This is a genomic window from Streptomyces sp. NPDC021115 (assembly GCF_044333065.1).
Taxonomy (GTDB): domain Bacteria; phylum Actinomycetota; class Actinomycetes; order Streptomycetales; family Streptomycetaceae; genus Streptomyces.
On sequence record NZ_JBIRQF010000009.1, the window covers coordinates 336,008 to 351,193 of the forward strand.

10 protein-coding genes, 1 tRNA gene and 1 pseudogene are annotated in these 15,186 nt (G+C 71.7%); 9 read left to right on the forward strand and 3 right to left on the reverse strand.

The window, feature by feature from the left end; all coding sequences use genetic code 11:
* The first annotated feature begins 7 nt into the window (after positions 1–7).
* The 6 genes from ACH4TL_RS27530 (at position 8) to ACH4TL_RS27555 (ending at position 9,791) form a co-directional block, all read left to right on the forward strand.
* Positions 8–3,736 carry a nitrate reductase subunit alpha gene (locus tag ACH4TL_RS27530; protein ID WP_398319826.1) on the forward strand — a complete coding sequence of 1,243 codons (3,729 nt, stop codon included), beginning with the start codon at positions 8–10 and terminating at the stop codon, positions 3,734–3,736.
* Between the two features lies 1 nt (position 3,737).
* The gene (gene narH, locus ACH4TL_RS27535; RefSeq protein ID WP_398319822.1) at positions 3,738–5,378 is read left to right on the forward strand and encodes a nitrate reductase subunit beta; all 1,641 of its coding nucleotides are present in this window, start codon (positions 3,738–3,740) and stop codon (positions 5,376–5,378) included.
* The gene (narJ, locus tag ACH4TL_RS27540; protein WP_398319819.1) at positions 5,375–5,995 is read left to right on the forward strand and encodes a nitrate reductase molybdenum cofactor assembly chaperone; all 621 of its coding nucleotides are present in this window, start codon (positions 5,375–5,377) and stop codon (positions 5,993–5,995) included. Before narH ends, narJ begins: the two co-directional genes overlap by 4 nt.
* Positions 5,992–6,729 carry a respiratory nitrate reductase subunit gamma gene (gene narI, locus ACH4TL_RS27545; protein WP_398319816.1) on the forward strand — a complete coding sequence of 246 codons (738 nt, stop codon included), beginning with the start codon at positions 5,992–5,994 and terminating at the stop codon, positions 6,727–6,729. Before narJ ends, narI begins: the two co-directional genes overlap by 4 nt.
* Before the next feature lie 156 nt (positions 6,730–6,885).
* The gene (locus ACH4TL_RS27550; RefSeq protein ID WP_398319813.1) at positions 6,886–8,292 is read left to right on the forward strand and encodes a pyridoxal phosphate-dependent decarboxylase family protein; all 1,407 of its coding nucleotides are present in this window, start codon (positions 6,886–6,888) and stop codon (positions 8,290–8,292) included.
* Positions 8,289–9,791, forward strand: a complete 1,503-nt coding sequence (locus ACH4TL_RS27555) for a lysine N(6)-hydroxylase/L-ornithine N(5)-oxygenase family protein (RefSeq protein WP_398319810.1) — start codon at positions 8,289–8,291, stop codon at positions 9,789–9,791. Before ACH4TL_RS27550 ends, ACH4TL_RS27555 begins: the two co-directional genes overlap by 4 nt.
* A gap of 19 nt (positions 9,792–9,810) precedes the next feature.
* On the opposite strand, the gene ACH4TL_RS27560 is transcribed toward ACH4TL_RS27555, so the two are convergent.
* Positions 9,811–11,607, reverse strand: coding sequence for a bifunctional metallophosphatase/5'-nucleotidase (locus tag ACH4TL_RS27560; protein ID WP_398319807.1), 1,797 nt, complete (start codon positions 11,605–11,607; stop codon positions 9,811–9,813).
* Positions 11,608–11,752: 145 nt separating this feature from the next.
* Here ACH4TL_RS27560 and ACH4TL_RS27565 point away from each other — a divergent pair, with 145 nt between their 5' ends.
* Positions 11,753–12,424 carry an SIMPL domain-containing protein gene (locus tag ACH4TL_RS27565; protein WP_398319804.1) on the forward strand — a complete coding sequence of 224 codons (672 nt, stop codon included), beginning with the start codon at positions 11,753–11,755 and terminating at the stop codon, positions 12,422–12,424.
* A 134-nt stretch (positions 12,425–12,558) separates the two neighbouring features.
* Positions 12,559–13,989: a pyruvate kinase gene (gene pyk, locus ACH4TL_RS27570; RefSeq protein WP_398319801.1), complete on the forward strand. Its 1,431-nt coding sequence runs from the start codon at positions 12,559–12,561 to the stop codon at positions 13,987–13,989.
* Between the two features lie 79 nt (positions 13,990–14,068).
* Here the strand turns inward: pyk and ACH4TL_RS27575 are convergent.
* Both ACH4TL_RS27575 and ACH4TL_RS27580 read right to left on the reverse strand, forming a co-directional pair.
* Positions 14,069–14,239 (reverse strand): annotated as a pseudogene (locus ACH4TL_RS27575) (transcriptional regulator); the annotation flags it as partial.
* Between the two features lie 109 nt (positions 14,240–14,348).
* Positions 14,349–14,422: transfer RNA gene (locus ACH4TL_RS27580), tRNA-Leu, on the reverse strand.
* Positions 14,423–14,523: 101 nt separating this feature from the next.
* Between ACH4TL_RS27580 and ACH4TL_RS27585 the strand changes: the two genes are divergently transcribed.
* Complete coding sequence (locus ACH4TL_RS27585; RefSeq protein ID WP_398319798.1) at positions 14,524–15,162, forward strand: ANTAR domain-containing response regulator; 639 nt, start codon at positions 14,524–14,526, stop codon at positions 15,160–15,162.
* Positions 15,163–15,186: the final 24 nt, after the last annotated feature.

The following is a 15,186-nucleotide window of genomic DNA, read 5'->3' on the forward strand; positions in this document are numbered from 1 at the left end:
GTGGACCGTGGCGCGCCGCACCCCCCACCAGCAGACCGGGACCCTCGCCTCCGCCGTGACCGAACGGCTCCTCGCCGCCGGGACGTCCCTGCGTCGCCTCCCCACCACCCCCGACCTGCGGGCCGTCTACCGGACCGACCAGACCGTGGAGGACTCCCCGTACCGCGAGCGCTGGGCGCACGACAAGGTGGTGCGCTCGACCCACGGGGTCAACTGCACCGGCTCCTGCTCCTGGAAGGTCTACGTCAAGGACGGGCTGATCACCTGGGAGACCCAGCAGACCGACTACCCCTCGGTCGGCCCGGACCGGCCGGAGTACGAACCGCGCGGCTGCCCGCGCGGCGCCTCCTTCTCCTGGTACACCTACTCGCCGACCCGGGTGCGTCACCCGCTCGTCCGCGGTGTACTCCTCGAGCTCTACCGGGAGGCCCGCGACCGGCTCGGCGACCCCGTCGCCGCCTGGGGGGAGATCACCTCGGACCCGGTCAAACGGCGCCGCTACCAGTCCGCCCGCGGCAAGGGCGGGCTGGTGCGGATCGGCTGGGAGGAGGCCCTGGAGATCGCGGCCGCCGCCCATGTGCACACCCTGAGCGCCCACGGCCCGGACCGGATCGCGGGTTTCTCCCCCATCCCCGCCATGTCCATGGCCTCCCACGCGGTCGGCGCCCGCTTCATGGCGCTGATCGGTGCCCCGATGATCTCGTTCTACGACTGGTACGCGGATCTGCCGATCGCCTCCCCGCAGGTCTTCGGCGACCAGACCGACGTCCCCGAGTCGGGCGACTGGTGGGACGCGGCGTACCTGATGCTGTGGGGCTCCAACGTGCCGGTCACCCGCACCCCCGACGCCCACTGGATGGCCGAGGCCCGCTACCGGGGACAGAAGGTGGTCGTGGTCTCCCCGGACTACGCGGACGCCACCAAGTTCGCCGACGAATGGCTGCACCCCCACCCCGGCACCGACGGGGCGGTGGCCATGGCGATGGGACACGTCGTCCTCAAGGAGTTCTTCGTCGACCGCCAGGTCCCCTACTTCACCGACTACGCACGGCGCTTCACCGACCTGCCCTTCCTGGTGGAACTGACCGAACGGGACGGGCGCCACACCCCCGGCACCTTCCTCACCGCCGCCGGTCTGGCGGACACCGAACCCGGCCTGGCCGCCCACGCCGACGAGGCGGACCGGCACTGGATGCCGGTGCTGTACGACGCGGAAACCGACCGTCCCGCGGTCCCGAACGGCACCCTCGGCGACCGCTGGAGCAAGCACGGCGAAGGCCGCTGGAACCTCGACCTGGAAGGCATCACCCCCCGCCTCACGCTCCACCGGGCCCCCGGCGCCGAGACCGCCGAGGTCGAGCTGCCCCGTTTCGACACCCCCGGCGCCACGGTCCGGCGTACCGTCCCCGCCCGGCGGATCGGCGGACGGCTCGTCACCACCGTCTTCGACCTGCTCCTGGCCCAGTACGCGGTGGGCCGCCCCGGCCTGGACGGCCAGTGGCCCGCCGGTTACGACGACGCCTCCGCACCCTGCACCCCCGCCTGGCAGGAGGCCATCACCTCGGTCCCGGCCGCCGCCGTGATCCGCGCGGCACGGGAGTTCGCGGGCACCGCGGAGAAGACCCGCGGCCGCTGCATGATCGTGATGGGGGCGGGCACCAACCACTGGTTCCACTCCGACACCATCTACCGCTCCTTCCTCACCCTGCTGCTGCTCACCGGCTGCCAGGGCGTCAACGGCGGCGGCTGGGCGCACTACGTGGGCCAGGAGAAGGTGCGCCCGTACACCGGCTGGCAGCAGCTGGCCACCGCCGCCGACTGGGCCCGCCCGTCCCGGCAGATGGCCGGCACCCCGTACTGGTACCTCCACACCTCCCAGTGGCGCTACGAACGGTACGGCGCCGACGCGCTCGCCTCACCCACCGGCCAGGGCCTGTTCACCGGCCGCCACACCGCCGACCTGGTCGCCCAGTCCATGCGGCTGGGCTGGATGCCCTCGTACCCCACCTTCGCCGCCAACCCCCTGGAACTGGGCCGCCGGATCAACGAGAGCGGACGATCGGCGGGGGAGTGGGTCACCGACCAACTCTCCTCCGGAGAGCTGGAGTTCGCCTGCGAGAACCCCGACGCACCGGAGAACTGGCCCCGCGTGCTCACCGTATGGCGGGCCAACCTCATCGGCTCCTCCGCCAAGGGCAACGAGTACTTCCTGCGCCACCTCCTGGGCGCCCAGGACAACGCCACCGCCGAGGAGACCCCGCCCGGAAACCGCCCCGCCGACCTCACCTGGCAGGACGAGGCGCCCCGCGGAAAGCTCGACCTGCTGCTCGCGCTGGACTTCCGGATGACCTCCACCACGCTCTTCGCCGACCTCGTGCTCCCCGCCGCCACCTGGTACGAGAAACACGACCTGTCCAGCACCGACATGCACCCCTACGTGCACGCCTTCACCCCCGCCATCATCCCGCCCTGGCAGGCCCGCACCGACTTCGACATCTTCCACGGCCTCGCCCGCAAGCTCAGCGAACTCGCCGCCGGGCGGCTGGACGTGGCCCACGACCTGGTCGCCACCGCCCTGATGCACGACACCCCGGGCGAGACGGCCCAGCCCGGCGGGGCCGTACCCGACTGGCGCGACGGCCGTACCCCCGCCGTACCCGGTACGAACCTGCCGAACCTGACCCTGGTGACCCGCGACTACACCGCCGTCGCCGACCGCCTCGCCGCCTTCGGCCCCCTCCCCGAGCAGTCCGGCATGCAGGTCAAGGGCATCACCGTGCACCCCGGCCCGGAAGCCGACTGGCTCGCCGAACGCTGCGGCACCGCCACCCGCGGCGCCGCCGAGGGCAGGCCCCTGCTGGACACCGACGCCAAGATGTGCGAAGCCATCCTCGCCCTCTCCGGCACCACCAACGGACGCGTCGCCGCCGAAGGGTTCGCCCGGCTCGCCGACCGCTGCGGCACCGGCTCCGGCCTCACCGAACTGGGCGCCTCCGTGGCCGAACGCCGCGTCGTGTTCTCCGACACCCAGGCCAGGCCCGTGCAGGTCGGCGCCAGCTTCGAATGGTCCGGCAAGGAAGCCCCCGACCGCCGGTACGCCCCGTTCACCATCAACACCGAGCACCGCAAGCCCTGGCACACCCTCACCGGCCGCCAGCACTTCTACCTCGACCACTCCTGGATGGCCGAACTCGGCGAACAACTCCCCGTCTACCGGCCCCCGCTGGACCTCGCCGCCCTCGGCGAGGCACCACCCGGGGCGGAAGGCGGTGACGGCCGCGCGGTCACCGTCCGCTACGTCACCCCGCACTCCAAGTGGTCCATCCACTCCGAGTACCAGGAAAACCTCCTGATGCAGACCCTGGCCCGCGGCGGCCCCGTCATCTGGCTCAGCGTCCCCGACGCCGAAGCCGTCGGCGTCCGCGACAACGACTGGATCGAGGCCGTGAACGCCAACGGTGTCGTCGTCGCCCGCGCCGTCGTCTCCCACCGCATGCCGGCCGGCACCGTGTTCATGTACCACGTGCAGGAACGGCTGGTGAACGTGCCCAAGTCCGAGGCCACAGGGCGCCGCGGCGGCGTCCACAACGCCCTCACCAAACTCCTCATCAAGCCCACCCACCTCATCGGCGGCTACGCCCAGCTCTCCTTCGCCCCCAACTACTACGGCCCCACCGGCAACCAGCGGGACGCGGTCACCGTCATCCGGCGCCGCTCCCAGAACGTGGAGTACTGACATGCCCCGCCGCCCCCGGGTGATGGCCCAGATCGCCATGGTCATGAACCTCGACAAGTGCATCGGCTGCCACACCTGCTCGGTCACCTGCAAACAGACCTGGACCAACCGCTCCGGCACCGAATACGTCTGGTTCAACAACGTCGAGACCCGCCCCGGCCAGGGCTACCCCCGCCGCTACGAGGACCAGGACACCTGGAAGGGCGGCTGGCAGCTCAAGCGCGGCAAGCTCGTCCCCCGCACCGGCGGCCGCGCCCGCCGCCTCGCCCGGCTGTTCGCCAACCCCGAACTGCCCCGGCTCGACGACTACTACCAGCCCTGGACCTACGACTACGACAACCTCACCACCGCCCCGCTCGGCGACGACGTGCCCACCGCCCCGCCCCGCTCCCTCATCGACGGCCGCCCCACCGCCGTCACCTGGGGCCCCAACTGGGACGACGACCTCGGCGGCGGCCCCGAACACCTCGCGGGCGACCCGGTCCTGGCGAAGATGAGCGAAAAGGTCCGGCTGGAGTACGAACAGGCGTACCTCTTCTACCTGCCCCGCATCTGCGAGCACTGCCTCAACCCGTCCTGCGTCGCCGTCTGCCCCTCCGGCGCGATGTACAAGCGGATCGAGGACGGCATCGTCCTGGTCGACCAGGACCGCTGCCGCGGCTGGCGCATGTGCGTCAGCGGCTGCCCGTACAAGAAGGTCTACTTCAACCACCGCAGCGGCAAGGCCGAGAAGTGCACCCTGTGCTACCCGCGGATCGAGGCGGGCGAGCCCACCGTGTGCTCCGAGACCTGCGTCGGACGGCTGCGCTACCTCGGCGTCATCCTCTACGACCCCGACAAGGTCGGCGAGGCCGCCGCCACCCCCGACGAACAGGACCTCTACCGCGCCCAGCTCGACTGCTTCCTCGACCCCGACGACCCCGCCGTCGCCCGCGCCGCCGCCGACTCCGGTATCCCGGACGACTGGATCGAGGCCGCCCGCCGCTCCCCGGTGCACGCCCTCATCAGCCGCTACCGGGTGGCCCTGCCGCTGCACCCGGAATACCGCACCATGCCCATGGTCTGGTACGTCCCCCCGCTCTCCCCGGTCGTCGACGCCCTCACCGCCACCGGCCACGACGGCGAGGACCCGGTCAACCTCTTCGGCGCCATCGACAGCCTGCGCATCCCGCTCGAATACCTCGCCGGGCTGTTCACCGCGGGCGACCCCGAACCCGTCGAGGCCGCCCTGTGCCGACTGGCCGCCATGCGCAGCCACATGCGGCGCGTCAACCTCGGCGAGGACCGCGACCCCGCCATCGCCGCGGCCGTCGGCATGGACCGCGACGGCATCGAGGCCATGTACCGGCTGCTCGCCCTCGCCAAGTACGAGGAGCGGTACGTCATCCCCACCAGCTACACCGCGGGGCCCGGCGGTTCCGGCGGCGACGCCCCCACCGACAGCTGCAGCCTCGACGGCGACGGACTGCCCGGCATGATGCCGTACGACGCCCCCGGCGCCTTCCACGCGCCCCCGGTGCCCGAACCCGCCGAACCCGCAGGGGCCGGGGCCGGGCTCGCCGGGCGGCTCAACCTGCTGGGCTGGAACGGCCGCGGCCGCCCCGCCGGACTGTTCCCCCGCCGCGAGGACGGCGACCGGTGAACCCCGCCACCCCCGCGCTGCACCAGTCCGCCGCCCTCCTCCTCGGCTACCCCGGCCCCGACTGGCCCGCCCGCCACACCCTCGTGACCGACGCCCTCACCCGACTCGCCACCCCCGCCGCCGCACCCCTGCTGCGGTTCTGCGCCGCCGTCGACGGCACCCCGGCGCTCGACCTGGCCGCGGCCTACGTCCACACCTTCGACCGCAGCCGCCGCCGCACCCTGCACCTCACCTACTACACCGACGGCGACACCCGCCGCCGCGGCGCCACCCTCGCCGGCCTCAAGGCCCGCTACCGGGCCGAGGGATGGGAGCCACCCGAGGACGAACTGCCCGACCACCTGCCGCTGATCCTGGAGTTCGCCGCCCGCTGCCCCGGCCCCGGCACCCGCGTCCTGCTCGACCACCGCGCCGGTCTCGAACTGCTCAGGCTCGCCCTCACCGACCACGGCAGCCCGTACGCCGACGTCCTGCGCGCCGTCTGCGACACCCTGCCCGGGACCTCACCCACCGACCGCGCCGCGGCCCTCGCGCTCGCCCGCAACGGACCCCCCACCGAAACCGTCGGGCTGGAGCCGTTCGGCATCAGCCCCGTCGCGGAAGGCAGCGGCCGATGACCCACGTCCACATCGCCCTGTGGGGCGTCCTGCCCTACCTCGCCCTCGTCCTCTTCACCGCGGGCACCGCCTGGCGCTACCACTACGACCGGTTCGGCTTCACCACCCGCTCCAGCCAGCTCCACGAACACCGCCTCCTCGGCATCGGCGGCCCCCTCTTCCACTACGGGCTGCTCTTCGTGATCGCCGGACACGTCGTCGGCCTGATCATCCCCGAGACCCTCACCGAGCACCTCCACGTCAGCGAGGGCCTGTACCACGCCAACGCCCTCCTCGTCGGCGGCACCGCGGGGCTCGCCACCGCCACCGGCCTCGGCATCCTGCTGTACCGGCGGCTGCGCGTCCCCGCCGTACGCGCCGCCACCAGCCGCAGCGACCGCGCCGTGTACCCGCTGCTCGCCACCGTCCTGCTCGCCGGGCTCACCGCCACCGCCACCGGCGCCGGTCACCACGCCTACGACTACCGGCAGGGCGTGTCCGTCTGGTTCCGCAGCCTGTTCACCCTCGACCCCGACGTGACCGCCATGACCGGCGCGCCCCTCGTCTACCGGATCCACGCCGCGCTCGCCATGGCCCTGTTCGCCCTCTGGCCCTTCAGCCGCCTCGTCCACGCCTTCACCGTCCCCGTCGGCTACCTCGCCCGGCCCTACGTCGTCTACCGCTCCCGCACCCCCGCCCACCCCTACCGCCACCCGGCCACGCCTCCCCGGCGGGAACGGCGGACCTCCCGCTGATCACCGATCAACCCACACCGACCGGGCCGTACCTCGAACGGGTGCACTTCGGGCCAACCCCGGTCGATCCGCTTGCGGGCGAAGTAGCTTGAGGCAGCTCCGACATACGCCAGAGCAGCACCCGTCCGACCCCAGACACCTCCTAGGGGCACGCCCATGCCCGCTTTCGGCACCGCCCGCCTCCTCGCCGGGGGGAGCGAGGGCCCAGGCGCGCTTCGCCCGATGCTCGACACCGTCCTCGACGCCCTCACCCACGGCGCCGCCGACCGCGGCGGGCCGATCCCCGCCGGAGGACCCGGCGCCGTGGGCCACCAGCTGCGCGGTGCGGCCCTACCCTCCCTCCCCGACCACGGGGAAGGGCCGCACCGCGCATTGCGCACCCTCGTCACCGCCCTCACCGCGGGCGCCGCCGACCCGGCCGACCCGCACTGCGCCGCCCATCTGCACTGCCCGCCACTCGCCGTCGCGGCCGCCGCCGACCTCGCCGTCTCCGCGCTCAACCCGTCCCTCGACTCCTGGGACCAGGCCCCGGCCGCCGCCGAACTGGAGGCGCTGACCTGCCGCGCCCTCGCCGAGCTGGTCTACCCGCAAGGACCCGCCCCCGACGCCCTCGTCACCACCGGCGGCACCGAGTCCAACCAGCTCGCCCTGCTGCTCGCCCGCGAAGCCGCCCGCGGCGCGCCCCTCCGTATCGTCTGCGGCGCCAACGCCCACCACAGCGTCCAGCGCGCCGCCTGGCTGCTCGGCCTGCACCCGCCGCACACCCTCCCCACCCCCGGCGGCGTCCTCGACCCGGCCCGCGTCCACCACGCCCTCGGCGACATCGAAGGGGCACCACCCGACCGCCCCACCCTGCTCGTCGCCACCGCGGGCACCACCGACACCGGTGCCATCGACCCCCTCCTGCACCTCGCCGACCTCTGCGACACCCACGGCGCGACCCTCCACATCGACGCCGCCTACGGCGGGCCGCTCCTGTTCAGCGACACCCTGAACAAGCGGCTCGACGGACTCGACCGCGCCCCGACCGTCGCCCTCGACCTGCACAAGCTCGGCTGGCAACCGGCCGCCGCCGGACTGCTCGCCGTCCCCGACACCACCGCCCTGGCCCCCCTCGGCCACCACGCCGCCTACCTCAACGCCACCGACGACACCGACGCCGGACTGCCCGATCTGCTCGGCCGCTCCCTCCGCACCACCCGCCGCGCCGACATCCTCAAGATCGCCGTCACCCTGCGCGCCCTCGGCCGCCACGGCCTCGGCGACCTCGTCGACCAGGTCTGCGCACACGCCGCGGCCCTCGCCGACCTCGTCCGGAGCCGCCCCGGACTGGAGCTGTACGCCCGCCCCACCCTCTCCACCGTCCTCTTCCGCCCCGCCGGAGCCGGACCCGCCGCCGTCGCCGCGCTGCGCCGTCGCCTCCTGCACCGCGGCACCGCCGTCCTCGGCCGCGCGGCCACCCCCGAGGGGCTGTGGCTCAAGGCCACCCTTCTCAACCCGCACATCCAGCCCGGCGATCTGCGCCGGCTGCTCGACCTCGTGGAAGGCACGACCACCCCATGAGCACCCCACAACCCCCCGCACCGCCGTCCGCCCCCGAACCCGACCCCACCACCCCGGGACAGCCCCTGGACCTCGCGGGCGTCGGCATCGGCCCGTTCAACCTCTCCCTCGCCGCCCTCGCCCACGGCGTCCCCACCCTGCGCACCGCCTTCTACGAACAGCGGCCCGCCTTCCACTGGCACCCGGGCCTCCTCATCGACGGCGCCACCGTCCAGGTCCCCTTCCTCGCCGACCTCGTCACCCTCGCGGACCCCACCAGCCCCTGGAGCTTCCTCAGCTACCTCAAGGCCCGCGAACGGCTCTTCCCCTTCTACGTCGCCGAGCGCTTCCACATCGAACGCACCGAATACGACGCCTACTGCCGCTGGGTCAGCGAACAGCTCCCCGGCCTCCACTTCGGCCACCGGATCGACGCCGTCCGCTGGGACCACGACCACGAGCTGTTCGAAATCGACTTCAGCAGGCTCGGCCCCGACGGCGAAGCCGTGTCCCCCGGCCGCGCCCACGCCCGCCACCTCGTCCTCGGCGTCGGCACCGAACCCCACGTCCCGGAGACCCTGCGCCCCCTCGCCGAGGCCCCCAACGTCCCCGTCCTGCACTCCGCCGACTACCTGGAACACCGCGAACGGCTGCTGAACACCGGCCACATCACCGTCGTCGGCTCCGGCCAGTCCGGCGCCGAGGTCTTCCTCGACCTGCTGCGCAACCGGCCGCTCGGCGCCGAAGGGCTGCACTGGCTCGCCCGTACGCCGTCCTTCGCGCCCATGGAGTACAGCAAGCTCGGCCTGGAGCAGTTCAGCCCCGACTACACCCGCTACTTCCACGCCCTCCCCGAAGCCGTCCGCGACCAGCTCCTCCCCGGACAGTGGCAGCTCTACAAGGGCATCGCACACGAGACCATCACCGCCATCCACCACGAGCTGTACCGCCGCGCCCAGCAGGGCGGCGGCTGGCCCGGCGCAGTCCTCACCCCCGGCGTCACCGTCCGCACCGCCGGCCGCATCGCCGCCGCCCGGCTCGAACTCCACCTGGAACACGTCCACCAGGGCACCCGCGTCCGCCACACCACCGAGGCCGTCGTCCTCGCCACCGGCTACCGCGAGCGCCGCGTCGACACCCTGCTCGCCGCCCTCGACCCCTACATCCGGCGCGACGCCTCCGAACGGCCCCGCATCGACGCCCAGCACCGGCTGGTCCTCGACCCCCTCATCAAGGGATCCGTGCACGTGCAGAACGCCGAGCGGCACACCCACGGCGTCGGCACCCCCGACCTCGGGCTGGCCGCCTGGCGCTCCGCCGTCATCCTCAACTCGCTCAGCGCCGAACCCGTCCACCCCCTGCCGCCCCGCACCGCCTTCACCACCTTCGGGCTCCAGCCCTCCCGGCCGGGCGCCGCCGCCCCGCCGCGGCCCGCCGCCCCATCGGCGCCGGTCGCCCGGGGCAGCGGCCGCATGCACCTCCCCGACCAGCGCACCGGCCTGACCCACACCCGGACCTGACCGGCGCCGACGGCGGGGCTCAGAACACCGGCGTGCCGTCGCGCGTCAGCTTCCAGTCCACCGAAGCGAACCCGGCCCCGTCGATCGTCCCCTTCGCCTTCACCCACGCGATGATCGTGTTACGGATCTCCTCCGAGTTGGCCCACACCTGCCGGGCGGCGGCCACGTGCGGGAAGTTGCCCCCGCCGCTCGCCCGGTAGTTGTTCACCGCCAGCACGAACCGCGCCGACGCCTCGACCGGCTCGCCGTCGAAGCGCAGCGCGGCGATCCGCGACCCCACCGGCTTCGCGATGTCGATCTCGTACGTCAGACCGCTCACCGCGTCGTAGTTGTAGTCGGGGGTGTCGCCGGCGTTCGTCAGCTTCGACGGGTCCACCTCGCCGCCCGCCGGGGTCTGTACGTAATACCGCGCCGAGAACTCCAGATAGTCCTTGAGCTGGGCGCCCGTCAGCACCCTGGCCTCCAGCGTGTTCTCGAACGGATACAGCCCCGCCACCTGCCGGATCGTCACCTCCCCGGCCGGAATCCGCGCCGTGCGCGAGAAACACGACGCCTGCGACAGCACCGGCAGCTCCGCGTGCTCCGTGCCCGCCAGCGCCGCCTTCACCGTCTCCGTCTGCACATGGTTGATGAAGTCGATGATCGGCGCGTCCTGGTACGGCGCCTCCGCGGCCGTCATCGCCGCCGTGGACGTGCCGATGACCTGGTTGACGTACCCGACGACTCGTCTGTGCTCATCGCCGAGCAGCCCCACGATCCGCGGATCCTCCGCCACCGAAGCCGAGTTCAGCACCTTCGCCGCCACCGACTCCACCCGCCAGCGGCCCCGCGCCCACTCAAGACCGATGTCGAAGCAGGTCAGCCGCTGGCCCCACTTCAGCGGTTCGGACAGCACGACCTCCCGGCCCGTCTCCTTGTTCACCACCCGCCGCTCGGCGATCTCCACATGCGCGTGGCCCACCAGGATCGCGTCGATGCCCGCCACCCGCTCGGCCACCAGCGCGGCCGCGTTCTCCACGTACGGCAGCTGGTCGCCGTAGCTGGACGTCCCGCTGGAGCCCGAATGCGCCGCGACGATCACCACGTCCGCACCCATCGAGCGCAGCCGCGGCACCCACTTCGCCGCCTGCTCCTCCAGACCGGGGAAGGTCATCTTCCCCTGCACATTCGCCTTGTCCCAGATCGCGATCCCCGGGTTCGTCAGCCCCAGCACCGCCACCTTCACGCCGCGCCCGCACGGCGTGCGCAGCCGGGTCATCCAGTACGGCGGGAAGGCGGGCCGCAGCGACGCGGCGTCCAGCGCGTTCGCGCCCAGCAGCGGAAAGTCGCACTGCTCCTCGAACTTCCGCAGCACCGGGATGCCGTAGTTGAACTCGTGGTTGCCGAGCGCCGCCGCGTCATAGCCGATGAGGTTCATCGCCTGCGCCATCGGATGCACCGGGCCGCCCTCGCCGGTGATCGGGTCGACCTTGGCGTAGTAGTACGACAGCTGGGTGCCCTGGATGGTGTCGCCCGCGTCGATCAGCAGCGCATTGCGCCGCCCCTTCTCCTTCCGGACCTGCTCCACCAGGGTCGAGATCTTCGCGAGGCCCACGTCGTTGTGCGCCGCGTCGTCGAACTCGGCGTCCGTGAAGTAGTCCCAGTTGAAGACGTTGCCGTGCAGATCGGTGGTGCCCATGACGGTGAACTCGTACCGGTCGCGGCCCCGCCCACCGCCGTGAGCCCCGGCTGCTCCCGTGGTCGCGGCCGAGGCGATCGCGACCCCCGCGCTGGTGGCCGCGGTGCGGCCCAGAAACGTCCGACGGTTGAGCGGCATGGCTGAACTCCCCTGAGATACCTGCGAAATGGGCACAACGCGCGTAGATTCTGGCCCAGCCGTACCGTTCCGCAACACCCCCTTGGCACCCCCGGCACAGGGCAGGATCAAGCCACGTCCGCGAGCCCCGAACAGGAGTCCGCCCATGGATCGGCACGTCCCGTACGGCACCCCCGACACCCCGCGCGTCGCCGTGCTCGGCGAAGCACACCTGGAGGTCGACCCCGAGATCGCCCGCCTCTCCGTCACTGTCAGCGCGCGCGGCACCGACCGCGGCGCCGCGCTGGAAGACCTCACCCGCCGCAACCAACGGGCGCTGGAGCTGGTGAAGTCCTACGGCGAGGCGATCGAGAAGCTGGAGACCGGCGCCTTCGCGATCAGCCCTGAGCTGGCCAGGGGCCGCCAGGAACGGGTGCGGGCCTACCACGGCCGGGTGCACCTCACCGTGACCGTCACCGACTTCACCGCCCTCGGCGAACTCACCACCCGCCTCGCCGACCTCGAACTGACCCGGGTCGAAGGACCCTGGTGGGGGCTGCGCCCCGACTCACCCGTCCACGGCCAGGCCCGGCAGCAGGCGGTCCGGGAGGCCGTGCAGCGCGCCCGGGAGTACGCGGGGGCGCTGGGCGCCGGGCTCGTCGCCCTGGTCGAGCTGTCCGACCTGGACACGCAGGGGGAGGCGGACCTGGCGATGCCGGTGGCGGCCTTCCGCGGCCGGTCCGCCGGGGACGCGCCCGCGTTCGACCTCGAACCCGCGCGCCAGACCGTATCCGCGCACGTCACGGCGCGCTTCACGATTACCCGCCCCGAGCTGTGAAAGGACGCTCTGTGTGCTCATCGGAGCACCCCTATGCACGTTTCATTAGTTGTCGATAACCCGCCATGCAAAGGCCATGGGGGAGTGGCTGCTTTCCGGTTCTTTACCCGCGAGTAAGTCATAGGCTCGGCAGCATGCGCCGAGCAAAAATCGTCTGTACTTTGGGACCCGCGACCGACTCGTACGAGCAGATCAAGGCACTCGTCGAAGCCGGAATGGACGTGGCCCGCTTCAACCTCAGCCACGGCACCTATGCCGAGCACGAGGAGCGTTACCGGCGAGTCCGCAAGGCCTCGCTGGAGACCGGTCGCAGCGTCGGCATCCTCGCCGACCTTCAAGGTCCGAAGATTCGGCTCGGCCGCTTCCACGAGGGACCCGTACTCCTTGAACGCGGAGACGAGTTCACCATCACCGTCGAACCCATCGAAGGCGACCGCTTCCGCTGCGGCACCACCTACGAGGGGCTGGCCAACGACGTCAACAAGGGCGAGCGCATCCTCGTCGACGACGGCCGCGTCACCCTCGAAGTCGTCGACGTCGACGGGCCGCGCGTGCACACCATCGTCATCGAAGGCGGGATGATCTCCGACCACAAGGGCCTCAACCTGCCCGGCGTGGCCGTCTCCGTCCCCGCCCTCTCCAAGAAGGACATCGAGGACCTGCGCTGGGCGCTGCGCACCGGGGCCGACATCATCGCCCTGTCCTTCGTCCGCAACGGCGACGACGTCGTGGACGTGCACCGGGTGATGGCGGAGGAGGACTGCCACCTCCCCGTCATCGCCAAGATCGAGAAGCCCCAGGCGGTCGAGAACCTGGAGAAGATCGTCGACGCCTTCGACGGCATCATGGTCGCCCGCGGCGACCTCGGCGTCGAAATGCCGCTGGAGCAGGTGCCGATCGTCCAGAAGCGCGCGATCAAGCTGGCGAAGCGGAACGCGAAGCCGGTGATCGTCGCGACCCAGATGCTCGACTCGATGATCGACAACTCCCGCCCCACCCGGGCGGAGGCCTCCGACGTCGCCAACGCCGTCATCGACGGCACCGACGCGGTGATGCTCTCCGGTGAGACCAGCGTCGGCAAGTACCCGATCGCCACGGTCAGGACCATGGGCCGCATCGTCGCCGCCGCCGAGGAGGACATCCTCGCCAAGGGCCTCCCCGCGCTCACCGAGCGCAACAAGCCCCGTACCCAGGGCGGCGCCGTCGCCCGCGCGGCGGCCGAAATGGGCGACTTCCTCGGCGCCAAGTTCCTCGTCGCCTTCACCCAGTCCGGCGACACCGTCCGCCGCCTCTCCCGCTACCGCTCCCCGATCCCCCTGCTGGCCTTCACCCCGGAGCCGGGCACCCGCTCCCAGCTCAATCTCACCTGGGGCGTGGAGACCTTCCTCGGCCCGATGGTCGACTCCACGGACGAGATGGTCCGCCAGGTCGACGAGGAACTCCTGCGCCTCGGCCGCTGCCAGCGCGGCGACCTCGTCGTCATCACCGCGGGCTCCCCACCCGGCGTCTCCGGCTCCACCAACCTGGTCCGCGTCCACCACATCGGCGCGGACGACCTCCGCTAGTCCCCGCTAGTCCCGCACTCAGTACTTCGGCCCGACGTGTGCGTCCATGAGCGCGACGGACGCCCGGCGGGCCACGCTGTGGTTCGGGTGCGCATCTGGGGCATGCGGTCGCACGAGATGTCGGCTCCAGCCGAATCTGCCATGCGCGAAGCGCCCATCGGGATATGCCCGTCTGCTTGCTCACGGAATTGAGGCTTCGGCCTTGGCCGACCAGCGTGAGGGCTCGCTTACGTGTTTCGAGGTCGTACACGAGCGCGAGCCTGGCCGCTGAGCGGTTCCCGTGCGCGCATTCGAAGAGTTGTTCACTTCATTGAGTGAAAGCTTTCGATTCCCTGGCGACCTTGGAATCGAAGGAAAAGTGCCCCGGGTGGGATTCGAACCCACACTGAATACCTTTTGAGGGTATCGTCTCTGCCGATTGGACTACCGGAGCCCCTGCATTCCGAAGGTTAGTCTAGCCCCTCCGTGCGTCAAAGATACAGGACATCGGTAGGCTCGTGGTGCCCCCACCTGTAGAGGAACCCGAGGAGCACAGTGAGCACCGCTGACGCCCCCGACGCGCAGTCGCATGTCCCACCGCAGACCACCCGCGTCGTCATCGCCGAGGACGAGGCCCTCATCCGCCTCGACCTCAAGGAGATGCTCGAAGAGGAGGGGTACTCCGTCGTCGGCGAGGCGGGAGACGGTGAGACGGCCGTCGCGCTCGCCCGGGAGCACCGGCCCGACCTCGTCATCCTCGATGTGAAGATGCCGGTCCTCGACGGGATTTCCGCCGCCGAGCGGATCGCGGGCGACCGTATCGCGCCCGTCCTCATGCTCACCGCGTTCTCGCAGCGCGAACTGGTCGACCGGGCCCGGGACGCCGGGGCGATGGCGTACCTCGTGAAGCCGTTCAGCAAGAGCGACGTGGTGCCCGCCATCGAGATGGCCGTCTCCCGCTTCACCGAGCTGAAGACGCTGGAGCAGGAGGTCGTCGACCTCTCGCAGCGGCTGGAGACCCGCAAGCTGGTGGACCGGGCCAAGAGTGTTCTCCAGACGGAGTACGGGCTGACCGAGCCCGCCGCGTTCCGCTGGATCCAGAAGACGTCGATGGACCGGCGGCTGTCGATGCAGCAGGTGGCCGAGGCGGTCATCGAGGACGCGGCGGAGAAGAAGAAGCAGCCCGAGCAGTAGGCCCGGGGGCAGGGGCCATCGGTG

Bases quoted from the DNA above. Each gene is read 5' to 3' on its own strand.
- narH (WP_398319822.1), top strand. From the start codon at position 3,738: ATGCCCCGCCGCCCCCGGGTGATGGCCCAGATCGCCATGGTCATGAAC.
- narI (WP_398319816.1), top strand. From the start codon at position 5,992: ATGACCCACGTCCACATCGCCCTGTGGGGCGTCCTGCCCTACCTCGCC.
- ACH4TL_RS27550 (WP_398319813.1), top strand. From the start codon at position 6,886: ATGCCCGCTTTCGGCACCGCCCGCCTCCTCGCCGGGGGGAGCGAGGGC.
- ACH4TL_RS27555 (WP_398319810.1), top strand. From the start codon at position 8,289: ATGAGCACCCCACAACCCCCCGCACCGCCGTCCGCCCCCGAACCCGAC.
- ACH4TL_RS27560 (WP_398319807.1), bottom strand. From the start codon at position 11,607: ATGCCGCTCAACCGTCGGACGTTTCTGGGCCGCACCGCGGCCACCAGC.
- ACH4TL_RS27565 (WP_398319804.1), top strand. From the start codon at position 11,753: ATGGATCGGCACGTCCCGTACGGCACCCCCGACACCCCGCGCGTCGCC.
- pyk (WP_398319801.1), top strand. From the start codon at position 12,559: ATGCGCCGAGCAAAAATCGTCTGTACTTTGGGACCCGCGACCGACTCG.